This window comes from Rhizobium sp. BK529 (assembly GCF_014194105.1).
Classification (GTDB): Bacteria; Pseudomonadota; Alphaproteobacteria; order Rhizobiales; family Rhizobiaceae; genus Rhizobium.
The window spans coordinates 116477-137482 of record NZ_JACIAU010000003.1; the positions used below are offsets into that span (position 1 = coordinate 116477).

The window sequence follows — 21006 nt, forward strand, 5'->3', positions numbered from 1 at the left end:
GGAATATATTTCGGCCAAATACTGATCGTCTTGCCTCCCTACAGCCACACCATGACCGCAATTCGAACAGGTGTAGATCCGGTAATTTTCATCTCTCGCTAAGTAAGGGGTGTTCAGAGAGGTGAAAAAACGAGTACTTGATGACCCGCAAATGGGGCAGTTCGTCACTATTTCGCCCCCTTATGCACGAATAGCCATTCGTTATCGCGGTAGTCCATCTCGAATGATTGAAGCAAAAGCTGGATAGAGACCATGCCGCTCATGCCCCATAAAATCGTCGCAGTCTGCGGAATGATGCCAGTGAATGCCGTTTTAAGCAGTATATAAATCAACAGTGCCACGTTACAGATAAAGCCAACGAAACACACTGCATAAAAGATGATGATGGGGTGGCCGTTCGCCACCATATACTTTTGAAACATCCGGCTTAAAAACAGACGTAGCAAAAGCCGCAACAGTGGCCACGCGATCAGATGCGGGCGCATATGCGAACTCCATTCCGGGCCGTATACGGCTCTGATAGGCACATCCGCAACACGCATGTTGGCGATGTTCAGCCTAACCAGATAGTCGTTCGGACAGCCGTATCTGGGATAACACTTCGACCAATCAACCGCCAAAAGCGCACGTCGATTGATTGCTGTGTACCCGCTCTGACTGTCGCTTATGTGCCAATAACCAGAGGCGATCTTCGTGAAGACCGAGAGCATAAGATTTCCGAACAAACGGTGCTTCGGGATCTCGGATATTTGACCCCGGTGACCAATAAATCGGTTCCCTTTCGCGTAATCACAGATATCGCTCGCAACTGGCTCAACAACATTATCGAAATCCGCAGGGTCCATTTGGCCGTCGCCTGCCATTACTACGGCAATATCTTCTCCACTGGCGATGACCCGCTCGTAGCCCGCGACTATCGCACCTCCTACGCCCACGTTCTTCTTCAAGTCGACGAGGACAACGCGGTGATCGCGCTGAGCGTATTCTTGGACAACTGTGGCCGTTCCGTCCGTGCTCGCATCGTTAACGACATAAATCCTTGTCGCTCGCTCCGGGACAGCCGCGATTGTGCGACCAATCTTCTTCTCTTCGTTGTAAGCGGGGATCACTACCGCGATGGATGGACTTTTGACCAACGAAGGCCCCAATATTTGATCTGCCTGCAATTGTTCCCCCATAAGCCCACGCGAAATAGCTTGAACAACATACTTCGTTAGGGGCGATACCGAGTCGCGTTCAAGCTGTCCATGAAGTTTTTGAATGTGACCCGGTTTTTAACATCCTTCATTCGATCGACCGATGCCGCGCGGAAGAAAGGGATTCGAGATACAAACACCCCATCTGATGCGGGAAATTCCGCAGGAGCTTGGTGTGGATTGCGATTTATGGCGCTATTGCTTCTATATTAAACATCCCTTACCATCCACCGAACGAGCATGCCGTCCTTACCCGCCGTTTTGGACCGAGGACAGCCTCTCCCGCTCCGTGCGATCTCTGAGGTCGAGTAGGATATCTCTTATGCCATAGACCGAGCCCTGCGCGGTCTTCATTTCATCGATCTGCCGCTGCTGGTCTACAAAGCGCTTGTCGTAGCTACCGAACACGCTATTCAGCTCCTCCCGCGGCACCTGGGCATTGCGAAGTTCCTTCACGCTCGCATCTGTTCGTGCTCGGTCTTCGGCTCCTCGCGCCGTTCGCCACTTCATCTCTTTCTGCGTCACCATCTTGTCGGCAAGGATGCCCACAGACTGCTTCAAGTCGCTGGCTGCTTCGCGGATCGGGAGATAGGCCAAGCCGCCGAGCATAGCGGCGAAAGTGAGCGCCACGCCAGCGCCTACCATTGTGGCTTATTGCACTCAGCCAGATTCGTCGACAGTGCGACGATCGAGGCTCGCGGTTTCGTTCGCAAGCGAAGTGACGGCAGTGTCGATGTTCTTGAAGCCAGATCGCACCTCGGTTCCAAGATCCGTCTGCCGGCGGCCGAGGTTAGTAACCCGCTCGCGGAGCATGGTTTGTCATGATTAGGCGCACGGCTGTTGGACATTCACCGTCATCCCCTGCGCTAAGTCCAAGGCAAACATTAGTCCGGAAGCTGTTGCCCGCGCCAAGAGCCTTTACGGTTAGGAACAATCTGATAGAGCTAGGGCCGAACAGTCACGAACGGCGATCGCGACGAAGCTCGACTACCGGCGGCAGAAATTCAAGGGACTGCGCCGCTCCGTCACGCATCTGCTTCGCGCCGCTGATTATGCTAGAAGGGTACAGTATTCTCTATGGTAGCGAGCGAAGAGCCGATTGCCACGCCCCCGCGCCTCAAGCCCGTCCTTGTCATCCTGTGGCTGCTGTTGATATCGGCTCCCATTGTGGAAAGCGATACCTATCGCTATGCCGCATTGCTGCTGATCGGCACGACTTTCGCGTTTTTCAAGCCGAATTATCAGCTGCTGAAGCGTAACTGGCTGGCGAACGCCTGCGTTGCATGGGGCACTTATGCGCTGCTGCGCTTCCTTTTTGGCCTGATCGTCTACGGCGAGAAGGGCGCATCCGACTGGCTCTACGCCTTTCCGCTGTTCTTCCCAGCTGTCGGCATCGCGCTTTATTGCAGCCGGAAGCATGTCGAAACTGTCTTTGCGATCTATTTCCCTGTGGCACTTGCCGCCTTGCTGATCTCCACCGACTACCGGCTGATCCTTGCAGGCAACGACCGTATTTCGCCGCTTTACCACAACAACCTGATCCATGGCGCGATTGGTTGCGGCTTCCTGACGATCGGTGCCTTTTACTGGCTGCTGCACGCTTGGGAGACTGGCAAGCTCGCGCGCCGTTCCGGCAGCTGGATCTTTGTCGTTGCGACGCTCGTCATCGCGCTCTGCCTTTTCAACATATATGGCTCCAAGGCGAAAGGCGTCTGGCTGAGCCTCGTCCTCGTCGGGCCTCTCATGCTCGCCTCGCTGCTGCTTTATGCAGACAGACGCCGGGCTGCTATTGCGGGTCTGGTCATTTTGATCCTTGTCTCCCTTGGGATCTGGGGCGGCTGGAACAGTATCTGGACATTTGCTGGTCCGACCTTTGAGGCTGCTGCAAGGATCCCTGCTGAGATTTCAGCACGCGGCGGACTGTGGAACGCTGTTGCAGCAGCTATTGCTTCGAGCGATACGCCGAACGCAATGAGTGAGCGGCTGCAGCTCTGGGCGAATGCTTCGGAAGTGATTGCCCAGGCACCTCTCTTTGGGGCCGGCAATCACTGGCTTACGATCTGGGGCTCGACCACCTATGCCAGCGTGCCCTATACGCTGCTTCACAACGGCTACTTCGAAATGCTTGTCCGCCACGGGCTCTTTGGCATCATCGTTTTCACCGTTCTGGCGGTCGCCATGTATAGACGGGTGCTGGCCGCCAGGAGGGAAAAGCTGATCAGCCTCAGCGCATTGCTGGCCTACACCATGGTCACGCTGTTTTTCCTCGGAACGATCCTGTCCAACTCTAACAACCGGTTGGCGATCGGCGAATCGTTCTTCTTCGTGTTCTCCGCTGTCGCATTTGCCTGCGGGATCATGTTGAAGAAGAATCTCCCGAAAGAACAGCATCCAGAAAACCACCATCATGAAGCGTAATTCGTCGGCCGTATCGTATGCAGATCGTACCACCTTCGTGGTCAGCGGGGGCCGTCCACCACATTAGGTCAACAGCTGGCCTAAGATCGGAAGCAAGGAATAGGAGTATCGATGGACGAACGGGGAAGCATAAGAGCGGTTTTGATCGCAATCTTTCTGGTCGCTGCTTTCATCATGGCTATCTACATCGCGCAGAACACGGGTCTCCTGGCAATAGAATAGAGCGCTATGAAACTCACTCGAAGTTCTGCCGTTAAGCCACAACGTTTTCTTTGATCGCCTTTCTGGTCGAGAGCACATCGACACCGAGCCGCGTTCGCATCATCGAGCTGTCGATTTGAAAAGAGCCGTAGAGCTTTTCGATTTCCCTTCGTTTACCAAAAACTGATGCCACAAAAAACAAGAGCACTTTCGGAACGTAAAACAAGCGTACACGCACGCCCGCAGCTTCAGCAAGCGCCATTGCTATCTCGGATATCGTCAGGTCTTCGCCGTCAGACACCAAGAAAGTAAGTCCGGCGACGTCAGGGGCAACGGAAGCAAGATGAATTATCTTTGCAAGGTGAGAAACATGAAGAAGGCTTCGTTTGTTGCGAATGCCAGCGAACGGAAGCGGCAAATGACTCTGAACAAGCTTGTCCAGCCGCTCGAGATTTCCAGGATTGCCTGGTCCATAGACCAGAGTGGGTCGCAAAATGACAAGTTCCATTCCATGAGCGGCGCAAATGGAGGCTAATTCTAACTCAGCCTTATATTTGCTTTTGGCATATTCACTCGAGGGCCGCGGAGCATCGATTTCGGTGAACGGCGCCGACGACGTCTCGCCCATTACACCGGCAGAACTTTATAAAGACGAAACGCTTGATTCCCATCGCCGCTGCGTTCTTCGCCAGCTTAACACTCGCGTGAACATTGATCTCTTCAAACTCAGATACTGAATCGCTGGATCCCTCTTTGGTCTTGTGCGCCCTCGCTGCAAGGTGAACAATGACCTCGCAGCCGTCCAGGTAAGAACTCCAGTCGGAAATCTGAACAATGTCGCCGACGACCTTATACTCAACCCGCTCGCGCTTCGAGAACCTTGCGTCAGGCGCTACACGCACCGCTGCCCGTACACAGAACCGCTGTTTCAAAAAATAGTTAACCGCCGAGCGACCGACAAATCCCTGCGCGCCAGTGATAAAGACCCGGTTTGCCCCCCACAGAACCCTCCTTCTTAAAACGCGGCAAGAAAATCGGCTTTGGCTAGTGAGCCTTTTTCTACGAGATGGAGGAATGGCTGATTGTCAGACGAAATCGCATCGCTTTCTCGTCAGTCATAACTCATCTTTCATCCCGCGCAGCAGCCATAAGCAGATAAAAGAAGCAGAAGAAGCTGAGAATATAATCGAAGCTGATAGCAACCAATATGACGAGTGCCGGGATGACAACCCCAACACTCGTGTCACTGATAAAACAAAAAACGCCATAGAGAATTGCGAGCAAACAAGCGGCTAAAAACCTTCGAAAAACCTTAATCAGGCAAGTCCTCCACCTGGTAATCAAATCTTCAATGGCATGATAACTGACGCTTCCGCAGTTACCCACAGCACCCGCGAACGATCCTTAGACTTTTCGCTTCTGCGCAATCATCCTGGAAATGGGCAGCCGCTTCTGTGCACTTAACCGTTTTCAACCATATCTGCATCAACGAATTAGGAAATCTGATCAACTGCCGCACGACGCCCGCGGAGGATCCGGTGACGGCCCGTGCGGATTCAGAAGTTCCCTGTAAGCTGCCGCCAATTGATCATAGCCATGCCTACGCTCGACATAAGCCTTACCATTCTGCCCCAATGCGGCCAGATCGATGTCTTGAAGGGATGAGAGTTCTCGCAGCGCAGCCGCTATGGCCGGAACGTCGCCAGGATCTACTGATATTCCGCATCCAGCCTCAGCAACAGGATCATTTCCGGCACGAACAGCGAAGATTACCGGAAGCGCCGCGAGCATGTAATCAAACAGCTTATTTGGGCTGACCCCAAATCGGAGAATCGGTTCGGGACGCAGTGATATGTACCCAATGCTTGCATCCGCGAGTAGCGATTGTACGTCGACCTTGGGGACCTGCCCAAACAGCGCAACAGTTTCTTCCAGAGCATTGGAAGTGATCAACGACTTCAGCTCGTCTTTCTCTTCACCTCGACCGACGATTATTGCTCGAACTTTGTCGTAACCTTTTGAACGTAGCTCGATGATAGCTCTAATGAGTGTTGTCACGTGATTCGGTCGGCCTAGGGCGCCAGCATAAACAACAACGCAATAGCCTTGCGTGCGCCAGAATCTCGCCAGAGTCACGCACTCCGGTTCCTCCGTCCAGCTACGCGGCATATTGCTCAGATCAACGCCGTTTGGAATGTAACGAAATCGCTCGGGTTCTAGACCCCGAGCAATCATATGTGGCGCGGCCGCCGGCAAAAGCGAAACGACTGCGTCTGACCGACGATACGCAAAACGCTCAAGCCGGCCTGTGAGCAAAACCATTGGATGCCATGCGCTGACACCCCCAAGCTCCACCATGCTCAGTGGCCAAATATCACGAACCTCGAAAACGCACTTTGCCTTGTACTTTCGTGCGAGCCACCAGGCCGAAAGGAAAGTGTAAGGATGCGGGGAGGACGCAATGATCACTGATGGCCGCCCATGCCGATGAGCGATCTGGTGGTGACGGGTCAAGATTTTCCACCCCAGCGCAAACATGTTGAGAATCCGATGAAGACCATTCCCCCGATACGCTGGCGTATCCATGAACTCGTAGATGGCTCCATCGACCTCCTTCGTTCCTGCGGCTTGAGGCTGGTCAAGGAGATGATGGTTACAGGCTGCGATTACGACACTGCTCACGCCAATCTTGCGCCATTCACGTGACAAATGATAGGGACGATCGTAGCGGCCAATGCCAGGGCCGCCGGCATAGGGGTGGATATACCAGATGCAGGGATTTTCAGGCACGGGACGTCGCTTTGTAGGCCTCAACTAGTTTTTTCTTTTCGCTCTCCCATGAAAGGGACCGATTGGCCTGCGCAACTCCGCGCCCGCAACGTTCAATCGCCTGGCGGTCGATGGACGCAATCAGATCAATAAACTCAGCCTCAGCCTTTGGTGCAACCCAGCCGCAAGAATTTTCCTCGACGAGACGGCGTTGCTCTTTCAGAGGGTTGACGATGATTGGCAACCCAGCATGTAGATATTCAAAGATCTTATTTGGCAACGAATAATAATGTGACAGGCAGGAATTGTCCGTAAGACAGATCCCGACATCGGCGGCCTTCGTATAATTAAGGACCTCGGATGGTTTGACCGAGGGTATGAGGTAAATGTTTCGGTATCGTGAAGCGGCATCAGCGACCAAATCCTTCAGAGGCCCACTCCCCATGCACACAAGATTGGCTTCAGGCAGTTTCGCAAATACTGCGAGTAACCTCTCAATACCGCGACCTGCGATGAAGCCTCCCTGGTAGATAAATAGGACCTTGTTCTTATCCAGGTTCAGGCGCTCAATCGAGACTGGTCTCTCTGCCGAGTCGTCGACCTTAAACTGCGGTATATTGCGGACTATGGTAGGACGAGTGAGATTATATTCCAACGCATACCAATCGGCAATCGAGTCACTGACGACGAAGATCATATCGCAGCGGCGAATGAAAATTCGCTCAATCAGCTTCCCAAATTTTTGGCGGAAACCCTTGTAGCCCGATGTTTCCGTTTCTAGCTCGTGTGTGTCGTAGATGAGTTTGGCACCGGTGATGGCACTTACCACGGCACAGAGAGGAAGTACCGCCAAGCTGTGCGCATTCACTGCGGCGACCTCCCTCCCTTTCACATATGAAAGTACCCTTAAAGACCACTCGATATTTTTGCTCAACTTGGCAACAAAGCCGTCGCGATTTGAAAGGAGCTTTCTGGACAAACGGACTAGCGAACGCTTCGCGTCCACCTCCTCGCGAGCCGGCAGTCCCTCTGCCGCGACACCAAGCACTTCAATACTATCGAATATACCAGCCTCCGCGAGCGCGTCTGTAATGCGTAATATCCGGCTCTCATGCGTAAGTGGCGATGGGTATATATGGATATTGAGCATCAGACGGATTTAGCCCGGTTCCTCAGGTAGCTACGCAGCCCAGACAGTCCCTCAATGAAATTATTCCTGTTCGAGTAATCCGTGTGCTTCTTGTTCGGCTTGTCGATTAGGTGCTGAAGCTGGCCCCGATCAAGGCCAAATTTTTTCACTACAAAATCCATGTCTTGATCGAGATCGTTGTCGGCATAAGGGTTTTTCACCAATTCAACGATGCCCTGCTCGCGGCTGAGCTGTCCAGCACAGACGAGCGCGGATAGATGCGCACGCCGCTTGTCAAAACCGAATTTCGTGGGCAGATAGTAACCCTGATACCAGCGCGTATAGATAGACTCGTAGTGTTTTCCGCCGTAGTACTGCCAATTAAGCTCTCGTTTCATAGTCTGGACAGCTTTGGCCTTATCGTACTCAACGTAGTTGAGCAGATTTACCATTTTATAGCTTCCCGAAAGAATCCTGGCAGAGAACGATGCCAGTGATACCTGAGGGAATGTTTTCAAAGGAACACGACCAAACTGCCGGTGGATCGCGCGAATATGATGCAAGTCGTGGCTGTAGTAAACCCATGAGATGGGCAGTATCCCTTCCGTTACCACATTGCTACCGTTGACAACATAGCGAACGCGGTTGCGGCGCGCTGTCTTCACTAATGTAGCAGTAATGGCGTGATCGGTTGGGATTTCGCAGTTGGGCACGGATGCTTTCAAGAACGAAAGTTGAAGATCACGGAATTCCTCCCAGTCGACAACATCAGTATGGAGATCGATTTGCAACCGATCAAGCGCATTTTTGATATTCGCGACGGCTAACTCCGAATTCCAGCCGTTGTCAAAATGCACTGCCAACGGACGAAGGCCCAATTGTTTGAGCTTATAAATCACAAAGGTGCTGTCCACTCCGCCGCTTACGCCGGCAATACAGTCATAGTCCTTTCCTTTGCCCTCTTTGACAATGCGTTCAACCAATGCCTCGAGAGCGAGCTCCGCTTCCGGGCCACGCCGAACCTCTTCGTCGACGCGAACGAAGTAACGATTGCAGTGATTGCAGTTCCCGTGCTCATCAAAGGCGATCTCGGGATCGGAGGTGTCCATCAGGCACCTGTTGCAGATCTGGTAGCGGCGGCTGCTGGAAAACTGGAGCATCATACCCTTAGAAGCCTAAAGAAGAGGATAAAGACGGTCGTGAAAACGATCCATCCTGATCCGGAGTTTATCGCGGTGAAGAAATTGGTCTCCATCATCGCGATGATGGCGGAGAGATTAAAGGGCACCGCCAACGGATGGCCGCGATAGATCAGAGAGACAATGGCATAGAATATGCCGCTCAAGATACCCGCGAGCACAAAGCCGGCGGCGCCAAAGTTTGCATATTCGGTCATGAACGACGCCGCGTTAAGGCTACCCTTCATACCTTGAGCGACGTTCTCAGGGTAGTACCTTCCATATAACTTTTCGGGAATATGGACATAATCGCACCCCAGGATCTTGGCACCCGGCCGATAGCCACAGCCCTTCTCCCGGCTCGAGACATCTCGATAGGCAGAAAACCATTGATCCATAACGCGAGCTGGGACAATCGCGACACGATCAAATAACGCATAACTCGCGGATGTGGATCTCCAGCCAGTCAACTCGGGCTGTAGCAGACTTTTATCGAGATCTAATGCACCTTCCTCAGCTGGAAATATATCGCCGAGGAATGCAAGATTTTGGCGAATAGACGGCGCTGAGACCGCGGTCAGAAGCCCCATTAGTAGAACTAAAATGCCTGTGTTAACAGCGACGGAACGCCACGCTTTCAAGTATATTGCCAGAAAGATCACAGGAAAAAGAAAGTATATGGGCAAGACTCGAACAAAGAGGGCGACGCAATAAAACGAGCCGACCGCGAGAATGGCCCAAAATATTTTTGAGCGATAGTAAAATGCAATTGCCAGGAGTGCGGGGCCGAGCGCCTTAACACTGTAGTCGCTAGCGTAGCGCATCCAGGGCGGCAGTGAAAAATATGCAGATTGGCGTATGATCGAAATCTTGATGTCGTCTTGCTGCCTGAACGCCTCAAGCACGGGAACGTATCCGAGTGTCCAAATATGGCCCACCACCTCGGCAGCGTATGCCAAAGTCAATATAATCAACAGCCAGAAACCCGCTTTAGTGTATTTAGCCGGATTGGCTTCCGCCGAATAAACTGGCAGTCTTACACGAAACAACCATCGCAGAGCCAGATATACAATCGCCGCGGTGAACCAAACCGCGAGTATTCCGAGAGGAAGACTTTTGCTGCCACCTTCGGACAGTTGGAATGCGGCGCTTATCGCCGCAAGCCAGAACATGGAAACGCTATAGAGTACGAAAACCGGGTTGCGTGAACGAACCGAAACCATGCCCTGTCCTACAGACGAGTGAACATGCGCTTCACCTTCAAGCCCATGTCAAACAAAGCTGCGTTCGATGCGTAATCAGAATATAGTCTGCTGGGCTGCGCGAAGATTGCATCAAGTTCCAGTTCTGAAACGCCTAACTTTTTGGCAACGAATGCTTTGTCTTGCTGCTGCAGATCACTGTCGTACGTTGGCCGGCCGAGTTCTTCCAATGCAGCCTCCCGTGACGCTTGACCTGAATTAATCAGAGACGATAGGTGCGCTCGCCGCTTGTCATAACCGAATTTTACAGGAAGATAGTACCCCTGAAAAAAGCGCGTGAATACTGACTCGTAGTGCTTGCCACCATAGTCGCGCCAATCCAATTCTTTGATAATAGTCTTTTTCGCGCTGAATTTGTTATATGGGAGATAGTTTAGAATCTTAACGGTCTTGATCCGCCGAACGTAGGGATACCAGATATATTGGCTAAAAAAGCCCATTGTCGGGTAGTCCCGAAGTGGAGCCCTACCGAACTTGCGGTGGATATCTTTCAGGTGCCTTAGGTCGCCTGACTGATGTCCCCATGCCGATGGCAATATGAATTCGGTTGCGTAGTTACTACCGGACAGGATGTACTTGATCTTATGCCGAGCAGCCTCACGATAGAGAATCGCTGGAAATGCATGGTCGGTGGGAATATCGCAGTTCGCGACCGATGCTTTGAAAAAGGCGAGCTGCAAATCGCGCATCTCGTCCCAGTTTACGACATGGGTAAAAAGGTCGATGTTGAGCTTCTTGACGATATTTTCAATGTTGTTTACTGCAAGCTCTGAGTTCCAGCCGCTGTCAAAATGAACAGCCAGCGGACGCAATCCGTGCTTCTTGGCCATGAAGGCGACGTAGGAACTATCGACCCCTCCGCTAAGCCCCATAATGCAGTCATACTCTTGATTGCGGCCATCATGCTTGATACGGTCCAGAATGACACCAAGCTCGCCTTCGCGCTCACCGCGATCGGCCTTATCGATGATGTTTCTGACCATGCGATCATAGCGCAAGCAGTGGCTGCAGAGCCCCTGGTCGTCGAAAGAAATTTCCGGATCGGATGTATCCATGACGCAACGGATACAAATCTTATAGGCTCGGTCACTGCCAGTGAGTGCATTTTCTGAAGTAGGCAAAGCAGCAGCATCGGCATTTTTCATTTCTAAAGCCATTCCAGCTCCGACTGGTCGGGGTAATTGATCAACACAGCTTTGTGTTTGCCGTGGAATACAAACATGCTGCCCGCAGCCGCAGCGGAAACATGAGCCTCCCCAATCGCCCGTTGCATGTGTTCCAGGCTACCAGCTCCGCCGCAAGCGATGACAGGGGTGTTAACGGAGCCTGTAATCTTTTTCAACAGGTCAATGTCGTAACCAGACATGGTCCCATCGCGGTCTATTGAATTGACGAGGATTTCTCCAACACCGAGATCGGCTAGGGCCGCCGCATAGCGGACCGGATCTTCTTTGGTGTTAGTCTTGCCGCAATTAATCCAGACCTCATAGCGACCCAGCAGCGTTCTTTTTACGTCAATGGCCGCAATGATGCTCGAACTTCCAAACGTGTCGCAGCTTTGTTTCACGAGCGTCCGATCGATAAAAGCCGCAGTATTTAAGCAAATTTTCTCAATCCCAATCCGATGCAGGCGGCGAACCTGCTCGATCGACGTGACAGCGCCTCCATAGGAGAGAGGCATGAAGCATTCGCTGGCAATATCCCCGATCAATTCGTAGTTCGGCTCTCGTTTTTCGGGCGTCGCGGTGATATCAAGCAGGATCAGCTCATCAACTTCCTTTTCATTAAATATCTTGACCGCATTAATGGGATCACCAACGTACTTAGGGTTCGCGAACCTGACGGTCTTGTAAAGTCCGCCGCCCCGGAGGAGGAGGCTCGGGATTATTCGTGCCTTCAGCATGTCGTAAATCTCTCTACAAAATTGCGGTAGACCTGAAGACCATACTTGTGACTTTTCTCAGGATGGAACTGAAGAGATACGACATTCTTTGACGCCAATGCGCTTGCAAACCTGTAGCCGTGCACGGTGGATCCGATCTCTATTCCGGGCTCCTCCGCAATCATGTGATAGGAATGGACGAAGTAGAACCGCATCGGCTGCGCAACGCCGTCAAAAATACCGCCGCCTTCGCCTTCTGGCGTCACCGAATTCCATCCCATATGTGGAACACGAATTTTCCGACCTTCTTCGGTATGTTTGAATCGGACTAGGTGAGCGTTGAGCCATCCGAAGCCGGGAAGCACGCCCTCTTCACTTCTTTTCGTCATCAACTGCGCACCAAGACATACGCCCAGGATGGGCTTGCGCTTTTCAATAACTTCTTCGTTGAGGACGTCATAAAGACCATAATCATGAAGGGTGCGCATGGCTTCGTCGAACGCACCAACCCCTGGCAGCACCAGCTTATCTGCCTTGCGCAGCGCTTCCGGGTCCCGTGAAACATCACACTTCGCGCCGACTTTTTTCAGCATATTGAGGACCGAGCCGACTGTCCCCGTGTTGTAATCCACAACAATGATCACGCCAATTTTCCTAGATTAGGTAAATGCTATCACGTCTTTTCGGCAGTTCCACGCAATCGCGAGAGCAGCTACCGCTGCTATAACAATCGCTGAGATTCCTGATACCAATGATGCTCCGCTTACCGCCTTCAGAGCCATGAACACAAGGTAAAACAGCGCAAATGCAAGCATACTTCCAATAATTGTGCTTTTAAGCTTTCCGAGGGGAAACTTCGCTATCCGAAAAATAGAGATGAGGTATGCGAATTGATAGATCGTATTGCTAACCGCGTAAGCGACGACGCCCCAAAATGGTGACGATGTGGAAGTTAGGACAGCAGCCAAAGCTACGATCATCGACGTATCTGCAATGATTTGGACCGCGAAGGATACGCCCTGGCGACCGTGTACTTCAAACAGGCGCTCAGGCCAACCTGTTTGTGTGGACACCCATGCCGCGGGCGCGAGCACCATCGCAAAAGCGCCGGCTTCACGCCAAGTGGAGCCAAAGACAACGCCGAAAAAATCATCTCCCCACGCGGCACAGAAAGCAAAGGGAGCCGCTGTCACAAGAAGTCCGGTTCTGATCAGCGTGACTGTCATATCGTGGAGCCGCACGGTTCCCTTCAGCGCCACAGCTTCACGATAGAACACCTGGCTCAGTGCATTCGAAATCAGTAATGTCGGCGCGAGCACGATCGTCCGCGCCATGCCATAAAGGCCGGCCGCAGACACCGCAGCCGTCGCGGAGAAGATCAATATCGGAGCTTCTCGCGAGAGGCTTCCTATGAGGCTATATGGTGTGTTGAAGACCAAGAACTGCCAATACCTCCTCACTGCACCGAGCATTTTGGAAGGCTCAAAGTGACGAAGGACTGAAAAAAAATCGCGCCCATGCTCTCGCAGCAGTCCAATCGTACCCGCCGCTTGACCAATCAACTTTGATATTGATAGTCCCAGCGTCCAGCCTGAGGCAATAGCGCCGAGAGCTAGCGCCGATAGAATGTAACTCACTTGATTTATAACGTTGCCGGTTGCGACAGTACGAAAACGTTTCGCCCGCGACGCGAACGCAGAGAGGATTTGGAATCCAACAACGCTGATCGTCAACAGCGGGAGGATCCATATCCACAACGCATCTCCAGGGTGACCGAAGGCTGAGGCAATACCCTCACCCCAGCCCAGAGCAACGAGACAGAATATGGCGGCCATGAGCGTCGTTAGGGCAAGGATGACGGCCGCAATGTCCTTAGCCTCGTCGTCATCCGGTGAAAGCACCATTGCCAGATCGAGCCGCAACGTGGCGGGCACGACGCATATAGTTGTTATTCCCATCACCAGTGTCTGCAGCCCGAATGCGTCGGGCGAGTAGAGCCTTGCCAAGGCAGGAGACAGAATAAGCGGTATCGCCTGAGCAAAGACAGTGCCTGTCAGCATAGCCAACGCGTTTGATCGGAAGCTCATCAGGAGCCTACAATTTCCGCAACAATCCTCTTGCTTGCTGCGCCATCACCATATGGTGCTGCGGATTGACGGCGTATCGGCGCGTTATCCCAAACGGCGTTTACGATCCTGTCGCGGGATGCGCCCGTGATCGTATTCCACCCAAGCTCCACGGTTTCAACCCATTCAGTTTCGTCCCGCATCGTGATGCAAGGCACATTATAGAAAAACGCCTCCTTCTGCACACCACCGGAATCGGTAAGAATGACTTTCGCCGACCGTTCCAAAGCGACCATGTCCAAGAAGGGCAATGGATCAGTAACCAGAACATCTTTCATATACTCTGACAGACCATACTGGTCCAAGAGCTTCCGCGTGCGAGGATGCAATGGAAATACGACCTTGATTTGCTGTGCGAGCTCTTCAAGGGCACGGATAATTTCGGTCAGACGCGCGCTGTCGTCGGTATTTTCAGCCCTATGACAGGTCACGAGGATAAAGTTCCCCGGCGACAAGTGATATGCGTCCAGCACCCTGGAATGCTGCGCCTTTTCTCCAAAAAACAGCGCTTGGTCGTACATAACGTCACCCACATTAAAGACGTTATCTGTCATCCCCTCTGTTTTGAGATTTTCAACAGCAGTATCAGTCGGGCAGAAAAGCAGTTTCGAGATCCGGTCTGTAACGACACGGTTTACTTCCTCCGGCATCCTCATGTTGAAGGATCTTAGCCCTGCTTCCACGTGCGCAACAGGAACGTGAATTTTTGCCGCAGCAAGAGCTCCTGCTATCGTCGAATTGGTGTCACCATAAACGAGAAGCCAGTCTGGCTTCTCGTCGAGAAGGACCTTCTCGATACCTGCCAGCATTCGGCCAGTCATCTCGCCATGCGTGCCGCCAGCCACGCCCAGATTATATCTTGGTTCTGGGATTTCGAGTTCATCGAAAAAAACCCGGGACATCTTCTCGTCGTAGTGCTGACCAGTGTGAATCATGACTTCCCTGACACCTTGATCAGCAAGATCCTGGATAACGCGTGATATTGCTGCTGCTTTGATAAACTGCGGACGCGCGCCCACTACCGTCAAAATTTTCATATAGAATTGCCTCGGGGATCTGGGTTGGCGTCTCTATACAGGCAAGGAAATTTGTTGACAACTCTGCCCTACAGGGGATCGCATCCGCTTTCGAAAGACGGCGAATGCGCCAACTGCTTAAACTTGCAATTTCGTCTGAACCATGATTGTTGACTGCTCCCAGAATACAGTAGTGACGGGTAAGGATTTTAACGTTGAACGTTGAGCTTGTTCAAAAGCTGAAGGCCAAAAAGGCAACGATTGGCATTGTTGGGCTAGGTTATGTCGGTCTACCACTGATGCTTCGATACTCCGAAGTTGGCTATAAGGTCGTCGGGTTTGACATCGATCCGGTAAAAGTGAACACCCTGCATGCGGGCCACAGCTATATCGAACACATTGCAGAATCCTCTATCGCCGGCGCGCTTGCGAAGGGGTTTCAGGCCACAACTGATTTCTCGCGTGCAGGCGAAGTTGATGCCCTCATCATCTGCGTGCCAACACCGCTTAATAAATATCGAGAGCCAGATCTCAGCTTCGTCATTGGTACGGTGGACACCCTCGTGCCACATCTGCGTCGGGGTCAGATCGTCTCCTTGGAAAGCACGACGTATCCCGGAACGACTGACGAAGAATTGCGACCAAGGATCGAGAAGGCTGGCCTAAAGGTCGGTGAGGACATTTTCCTCGTATTTTCGCCCGAGCGTGAGGATCCCGGAAACGCCAGCTTCACGACAAAGACCATTCCGAAGATCTGCGGGGGCGATACGGCGGCGTGCCTTGAGACGGGCCTGGCACTCTACGGGCACGTTATTGACCGCGTCGTGCCTGTGAGTTCAACGCGTTCTGCCGAGCTCACGAAGCTCTTGGAGAACATCCACCGCGCTGTAAACATCGGCCTTGTCAACGAGATGAAAGTCGTAGCCGACAAAATGGGTATCGACATACACGAAGTGATTCGTGCCGCAGCAACAAAGCCATTTGGCTTTGTTCCCTATTACCCAGGACCAGGACTTGGGGGACACTGCATTCCGATCGACCCTTTCTATCTGACGTGGAAGGCGCGCGAATTTGGCGTTCATACTCGCTTTATCGAGCTGGCGGGCGAAATAAACTCCTCCATGCCGGACTACGTGATTGCAAAGATTAATGCCGCCCTCAACAAGGTCGGTCGATCCGTGAGCGGTAGCCGTGTCCTAGTACTGGGCATAGCTTACAAGAAAAACGTCGATGACATGCGGGAATCTCCGTCGGTGACCATCATGGAGAAGCTTCGTGATCTTGGAGCAGAAATCTCTTACAGCGACCCTCATATTCCGACTTTTCCGAAGATGCGCGAGCATCATTTCGATCTTTCAAGCGTGCAGCTGACGCGCGAAAATGTTGCCGCGTTCGACTGCGTCGTGCTGGCAACTGACCATGATCGGTTCGATTATGCGCTGATTGCAGAGAGTGCAAAACTAATCGTTGATTCTCGCGGCCGCTATCTTGAACCGAGCCAGAAAATTACAAAGGCCTAACATGCGACGTTATTCTCCTGGGATACTTGACCGGAAAGTCCGTTTCGCTCTCGTGGGATGCGGTCGCATTGCGGCCAATCATTTCGGCGCGCTGGAGAAACACGCCGATCGCGCCGAACTCGTCGCTATTTGCGATATCGATCCGGCGGCACTTGAAGCTGCCGCCAAGCGCACGGGTGCACGCCCCTATTCCAGCCTTGATGATATGCTGGACCACACCAACGCGGATATCGTCATACTGACGACGCCAAGTGGTTTGCATGCTGAACAGACAATCAAGATTGCAGCAAGCGGCAAGCACGTCATGACAGAAAAGCCGATGGCTACCCGCTGGAAAGATGGCCTTAGTATGATTAAGGTTTGTGATGATGCAAACGTGCGTCTCTTTGTCGTCAAGCAAAATCGCCGGAATGCCACGCTCCAGCTGGTGAAGCAGGCCATCGAGCAAAATCGTTTTGGCCGCATTTATATGGTCAACATCAACGTATTCTGGACCCGTCCACAGGAATATTACGATAGTGCGGCGTGGCGAGGCACGTGGGAGTTTGACGGCGGCGCCTTGATGAACCAGGCAAGCCACTACGTCGATCTTCTTGACTGGCTCATTGGCCCGATCGAAAGCTTGCAGGCCTACACCGGTACATTGGCGAGAAATATTGAAGTTGAGGATTCAGCCGTCGTCAGCGTCAGATGGCGTTCCGGCGCATTGGGTTCTATGAACGTCACAATGCTGACCTTTCCCCGAAATCTAGAAGGCAGTATCACAATCCTCGGGGAGAAGGGGACCGTTCGATTGGGTGGCGTGGCCGTAAACGAAATTCAGCATTGGGAATTTGATACCCCCCACGAGAGTGATGCCAAGGTTCAGGAAGCAAGTTACGAGACGACCTCGGTTTACGGTTTTGGTCACCCTCTGTACTACGACAATGTCATCAATGTCTTGAGGGGCGAGGCAGAACCTGAAACAGATGGGAGAGAAGGCCTTAAGTCGCTGGAAGTTCTGATCGCAGCTTATCTTTCGTCACGCGACGGAAAGCGTGTCGCGCTTCCTCTGGATTACTGATAATGGCGCCGCAAATACATCCAACAGCGATTGTCGATGAGGGAGCACGTATCGGTGACGAAACGCGTGTTTGGCATTGGGTTCACGTGTGCGGAGGTGCCCGGATCGGGGAAAAGTGCTCTTTAGGGCAAAATGTCTTCGTTGGAAACGACGTTGTCATTGGCAATAACGTCAAGATACAGAATAACGTATCGGTTTACGACGCTGTAAGTTTGGAGGACGATGTATTCTGCGGCCCGAGCATGGTCTTCACAAATGTCTACAATCCACGTGCCTCGGTCAGTCGCAAGAACGAATATCGAAAGACGACAGTTCGCAAAGGAGCCACACTCGGCGCCAATTCGACGATCATCTGCGGAACAACGATCGGCGAACACGCCTTTGTCGCTGCCGGTGCCGTCATCAATCGCGACGTCCCAGCCTACGCCCTGATGATGGGCGTCCCAGCTCGCCGTCGAGGCTGGATGTGCAGTTGCGGGCTGACCTTACAAGGAACGGAGGATGTGAGCTGCGAATGTGGCTTGCGCTATCGTATAAATGAAACAACGTGTAGGCCACTCTGATGTCCAAAATCGAATTCATTGACCTCAAAGCGCAATACCGCGACCTCAAAGGCATCGTTGACCGCCGTATTCAAGCTGTTTTGGATCATGGCCAGTTCATCATGGGTCCAGAAGTGCGAGAGCTCGAACAGCGACTGGAAAGCTTCACCGGCTCGAAACATTGTATTACTGTTTCATCTGGCACTGAAGCCTTGCTAATTTCTCTTATGGCATTGGATGTAAAGCCCGGAGACGAAGTCATTACATCGCCGTTCACTTTTATTGCTACAGCCGAAGTTATTGCTTTGCTCGGCGCGGTACCAGTGCTTGTTGATGTCGATCCGGATACCCTCAACCTGAATGCCGGGGAAGTTGAAGCAGCCATAACTGCCCGAACGAAGGCGATCATGCCGGTCTCCCTTTACGGCCAAGTGGCCGATATGGATGAGATCAACGAGATTGCCGGACGAAACGGCAATATCCCGGTTATCGAGGACGCAGCTCAAAGTTTTGGCGCCACATATAAGGGCCGAAAGTCTTGCAACGTGTCGACAATCGGATGCACAAGCTTTTTTCCAAGTAAACCTCTCGGGTGCTATGGTGACGGTGGCGCCATTTTCACCAACGATGACCGCCTTGCTAAAGTGATGCGCGAGATTCGCGTTCACGGTCAGGAGCGCAGATATTACCACACGCGTATCGGCGTTGGTGGACGCATGGATACTCTGCAATGTGCTGTCGTGCTGGCGAAGCTTGAGCGATTCGATTGGGAGATCGAACAGCGTATACTGGCCGGAGAGCGATACCTCTCGCTTCTTGCCCGACGCAGCAATGCCAAAGCACCGACTGTTGGAGCAGATAGATCATGTGTGTGGGCACAGTTCACCGTCCAGGTCGAGAATCGTAGCGAAGTTATTGCAAAGCTCTCGGCAGCTGGCATACCGACAGCTGTCCACTATCCTATTCCGCTCCATAAGCAGCCGGCGTACGAAAGCATATGCCGCGTTCATGGAAGCGTCGCGCGTTCGGAATACGCAGGTGCGACTGTTCTTAGCCTGCCTATGCATCCCTATATCGAAATCGAGACACAGCGCGTGATCATCGAGGCTTTAGGATAGGGCCGTGCACGTCTTTACTATATCGTTCGCGATTCACTTTCGCGCTAGCAGCCGACGACATCCTCGTCGGCTGAAGTTCCTCGCATAAACACCATCATCTGCGGCGGCACTGTTGCCAACGGGCCTGCGCGCCTAGGCTGTAACATATTTCAAAAGCTGTTCCACCACGCCGAGATAATCATTTTTTGCATAGCGCCAAGCGCCCTCGCACACCATCGGCGATAAACTCGGGATTGGCCGTCATGAAGACGACGGAAATGCCATGGTCTTCGGCGAGCTGCAGGGCGCAGCCCGAGGGCGGCTTCGCAACCTGACGCAAGGTCTGGGACATGCACCCCCATATTCTCGATTGTCATTTCGAGATCGAGGGCGATCAATAGATCGTCTTCGACGATCAGGTGAGGCCTCGGAAGCGAGCGTAGCGATGGCCGTGAAGCTGCTTGGCGTCGGCGAAGGAGCGCTCGACCGTCTCCTTGCGCCGCTTATAGATCGCCTTGCCCCAAGGGTGAGCCGGTTGGTGTCGGTGCGCTCGCGGGCGTACCGATGAACAGAGCCTTGAACATCAGCGTCGGATCGAGCGCCGGCCGGCCGTTGTCGGCACAGTAAAGCCCCGCCACACGCTCATGGATGAAGGTGAAGTCGATCACCGCGTCGACCTTGCGAAGCAGGTGATCCTTCGGCACCAGGCCGTCGAGCGTCACCATCTCGAGCGCCGTCTGTTCGGGAGCGGGTTTCTTCAACATATCCCAATGAATCACAAACCCCTCGACGAGGCCAGGGGTTTGTCAGCAGTCTGAAGGGCCGGTTTTCCGGCCGCCTTCAGAGTCCAGGTTCCGGAGAGTTCTCAGCCCTTAGCCTTCAACACCAAAACCGGATCCTTGCTGTAATCGGTCGGGAAGATTTCTCTCAAATTCTCGATCTTCGGCAGATCGTTGTAAGCGATATAGGGATAGGTCGGGTTCAGCGTCAGGAAATCCTGGTGATACTGCTCGGCCGGGTAGAAGCCGGTATAGTCGGTGACCTTGGTGACGATCGGCTGTTTGAAGACGTGCGCCTTGTCGAGCTGGGCGATATAGGCTTCGGCGACCTTGCGCTGCTCGGGATCCGCGATGAAGAGTGCCGAGCGATATTGTGTACCCTCGTCCGGTCCCTGGAAATTGAGCTGCGTCGGATTGTGGGCGACCGAGAAGAAAATCTGCAGGAGCTTGCCGTAGCTCACCTGTTTCGGATCGAAGGTAACCTGCACAGATTCGGCATGACCGGTCGTGCCCGTGCTGACGGTCTCGTACTGGGCAGTCGACGCTTCGCCGCCGGCATAACCGGAAACGGCACTCCTGACACCTTTCACATGCTGGAAGATGCCCTGGACACCCCAGAAGCAGCCACCGGCGAAAACGGCGGTTTCCATGCCGGACTTGCCGGCCTCGTCAACGACCGGCGCCGGTATGACGACGGCATCTTCGGCTGCGCGGCTGGCGATCGTACCAAATCCGAGCGACAGAGCCGCGGTTGCGACGAGCGCGGCAAAGATCTTTCCTGGCGTGCGAATGGACATGGGACTACCTCCGGAGACAGTGTGGGAAAAT

Annotated in this window: 20 protein-coding genes and 3 pseudogenes; 6 read left to right on the plus strand and 17 right to left on the minus strand. The window is 53.0% G+C overall.

What is annotated here, in order from left to right:
* Positions 1-167 precede the first annotated feature (167 nt).
* Positions 168-1166 carry a glycosyltransferase family 2 protein gene (locus FHX08_RS20520; RefSeq protein ID WP_165911942.1) on the minus strand — a complete coding sequence of 333 codons (999 nt, stop codon included), beginning with the start codon at positions 1164-1166 and terminating at the stop codon, positions 168-170.
* Positions 1167-1445: 279 nt separating this feature from the next.
* A complete protein-coding gene (locus tag FHX08_RS20525) occupies positions 1446-1826 on the minus strand; it encodes a hypothetical protein (RefSeq protein ID WP_245508336.1) in 381 nt (126 codons plus the stop codon).
* Positions 1827-2273: 447 nt separating this feature from the next.
* Here FHX08_RS20525 and FHX08_RS20530 point away from each other — a divergent pair, with 447 nt between their 5' ends.
* Complete coding sequence (locus FHX08_RS20530) at positions 2274-3614, plus strand: O-antigen ligase family protein (protein ID WP_132656329.1); 1341 nt, start codon at positions 2274-2276, stop codon at positions 3612-3614.
* 253 nt (positions 3615-3867) lie between these two features.
* Here the strand turns inward: FHX08_RS20530 and FHX08_RS20535 are convergent.
* Together FHX08_RS20535 and FHX08_RS32085 are read right to left on the minus strand one after the other, a co-directional pair.
* Positions 3868-4446, minus strand: a pseudogene (locus FHX08_RS20535) (NAD-dependent epimerase/dehydratase family protein); the annotation flags it as partial.
* Positions 4385-4891, minus strand: coding sequence for an NAD-dependent epimerase/dehydratase family protein (locus tag FHX08_RS32085; protein ID WP_132656830.1), 507 nt, complete (start codon positions 4889-4891; stop codon positions 4385-4387). The gene FHX08_RS32085 and the pseudogene FHX08_RS20535, both read right to left, overlap by 62 nt.
* On the opposite strand from FHX08_RS32085, the gene FHX08_RS20545 reads away from it, so the two are divergent.
* Positions 4890-5111 (plus strand): hypothetical protein, encoded by a 222-nt coding sequence (locus FHX08_RS20545; RefSeq protein ID WP_184327610.1) that lies wholly within the window; start codon positions 4890-4892, stop codon positions 5109-5111. The two genes, FHX08_RS32085 and FHX08_RS20545, sit on opposite strands and share 2 nt — an antisense overlap.
* A 210-nt stretch (positions 5112-5321) precedes the next feature.
* On the opposite strand, the gene FHX08_RS20550 is transcribed toward FHX08_RS20545, so the two are convergent.
* The 9 genes from FHX08_RS20550 to wecB are packed head-to-tail and all read right to left on the minus strand — an operon-like array spanning position 5322 to position 15198.
* The gene (locus FHX08_RS20550) at positions 5322-6605 is read right to left on the minus strand and encodes a glycosyltransferase family 4 protein (RefSeq protein WP_132656335.1); all 1284 of its coding nucleotides are present in this window, start codon (positions 6603-6605) and stop codon (positions 5322-5324) included.
* Positions 6598-7734 (minus strand): glycosyltransferase, encoded by a 1137-nt coding sequence (locus tag FHX08_RS20555; RefSeq protein WP_132656337.1) that lies wholly within the window; start codon positions 7732-7734, stop codon positions 6598-6600. Before FHX08_RS20555 ends, FHX08_RS20550 begins: the two co-directional genes overlap by 8 nt.
* A complete protein-coding gene (locus FHX08_RS20560; RefSeq protein ID WP_246698355.1) occupies positions 7734-8876 on the minus strand; it encodes an N-acetyl sugar amidotransferase in 1143 nt (380 codons plus the stop codon). The genes FHX08_RS20555 and FHX08_RS20560 overlap by 1 nt, the downstream gene beginning before the upstream one ends.
* Entirely contained in the window at positions 8873-10114 is a 1242-nt protein-coding gene (locus tag FHX08_RS20565; RefSeq protein ID WP_132656339.1) for a hypothetical protein, read from the minus strand. Before FHX08_RS20565 ends, FHX08_RS20560 begins: the two co-directional genes overlap by 4 nt.
* 8 nt (positions 10115-10122) lie before the next feature.
* Entirely contained in the window at positions 10123-11310 is a 1188-nt protein-coding gene (locus FHX08_RS20570; RefSeq protein ID WP_245508338.1) for an N-acetyl sugar amidotransferase, read from the minus strand.
* Entirely contained in the window at positions 11301-12056 is a 756-nt protein-coding gene (locus FHX08_RS20575; protein ID WP_132656341.1) for an AglZ/HisF2 family acetamidino modification protein, read from the minus strand. The genes FHX08_RS20570 and FHX08_RS20575 overlap by 10 nt, the downstream gene beginning before the upstream one ends.
* Positions 12050-12679 (minus strand): imidazole glycerol phosphate synthase subunit HisH, encoded by a 630-nt coding sequence (gene hisH, locus FHX08_RS20580; protein WP_132656343.1) that lies wholly within the window; start codon positions 12677-12679, stop codon positions 12050-12052. The genes FHX08_RS20575 and hisH overlap by 7 nt, the downstream gene beginning before the upstream one ends.
* 15 nt (positions 12680-12694) lie before the next feature.
* The gene (locus FHX08_RS20585; protein ID WP_165911943.1) at positions 12695-14095 is read right to left on the minus strand and encodes a lipopolysaccharide biosynthesis protein; all 1401 of its coding nucleotides are present in this window, start codon (positions 14093-14095) and stop codon (positions 12695-12697) included.
* Between the two features lie 26 nt (positions 14096-14121).
* Positions 14122-15198, minus strand: coding sequence for a non-hydrolyzing UDP-N-acetylglucosamine 2-epimerase (wecB, locus tag FHX08_RS20590; RefSeq protein WP_132656347.1), 1077 nt, complete (start codon positions 15196-15198; stop codon positions 14122-14124).
* Positions 15199-15392: 194 nt separating this feature from the next.
* Between wecB and FHX08_RS20595 the strand changes: the two genes are divergently transcribed.
* The 4 genes from FHX08_RS20595 to FHX08_RS20610 are packed head-to-tail and all read left to right on the plus strand — an operon-like array spanning position 15393 to position 19420.
* Positions 15393-16697, plus strand: a complete 1305-nt coding sequence (locus FHX08_RS20595; protein WP_132656349.1) for a nucleotide sugar dehydrogenase — start codon at positions 15393-15395, stop codon at positions 16695-16697.
* A 1-nt stretch (position 16698) separates the two neighbouring features.
* Positions 16699-17760 (plus strand): Gfo/Idh/MocA family protein, encoded by a 1062-nt coding sequence (locus tag FHX08_RS20600; protein ID WP_132656351.1) that lies wholly within the window; start codon positions 16699-16701, stop codon positions 17758-17760.
* Positions 17761-17762: 2 nt separating this feature from the next.
* On the plus strand, positions 17763-18323 hold the full coding sequence (locus tag FHX08_RS20605; RefSeq protein ID WP_132656353.1) for an acyltransferase: 561 nt from the start codon (positions 17763-17765) through the stop codon (positions 18321-18323).
* Positions 18323-19420 carry a DegT/DnrJ/EryC1/StrS aminotransferase family protein gene (locus tag FHX08_RS20610; RefSeq protein ID WP_132656355.1) on the plus strand — a complete coding sequence of 366 codons (1098 nt, stop codon included), beginning with the start codon at positions 18323-18325 and terminating at the stop codon, positions 19418-19420. The genes FHX08_RS20605 and FHX08_RS20610 overlap by 1 nt, the downstream gene beginning before the upstream one ends.
* A gap of 178 nt (positions 19421-19598) precedes the next feature.
* On the opposite strand, the gene FHX08_RS31575 is transcribed toward FHX08_RS20610, so the two are convergent.
* The 4 genes and pseudogenes from FHX08_RS31575 to msrA all read right to left on the minus strand — a co-directional run bounded on the left by FHX08_RS31575 (position 19599) and on the right by msrA (position 20975).
* Positions 19599-19751: a hypothetical protein gene (locus FHX08_RS31575; RefSeq protein ID WP_245508339.1), complete on the minus strand. Its 153-nt coding sequence runs from the start codon at positions 19749-19751 to the stop codon at positions 19599-19601.
* Between the two features lie 69 nt (positions 19752-19820).
* Positions 19821-19922 (minus strand): annotated as a pseudogene (locus tag FHX08_RS32090) (transposase); the annotation flags it as partial.
* 37 nt (positions 19923-19959) lie between these two features.
* Positions 19960-20163 (minus strand): annotated as a pseudogene (locus FHX08_RS20625) (IS5/IS1182 family transposase); the annotation flags it as partial.
* Positions 20164-20264: 101 nt separating this feature from the next.
* Positions 20265-20975 (minus strand): peptide-methionine (S)-S-oxide reductase MsrA, encoded by a 711-nt coding sequence (msrA, locus tag FHX08_RS20630; protein WP_132656357.1) that lies wholly within the window; start codon positions 20973-20975, stop codon positions 20265-20267.
* Positions 20976-21006 lie beyond the last annotated feature (31 nt).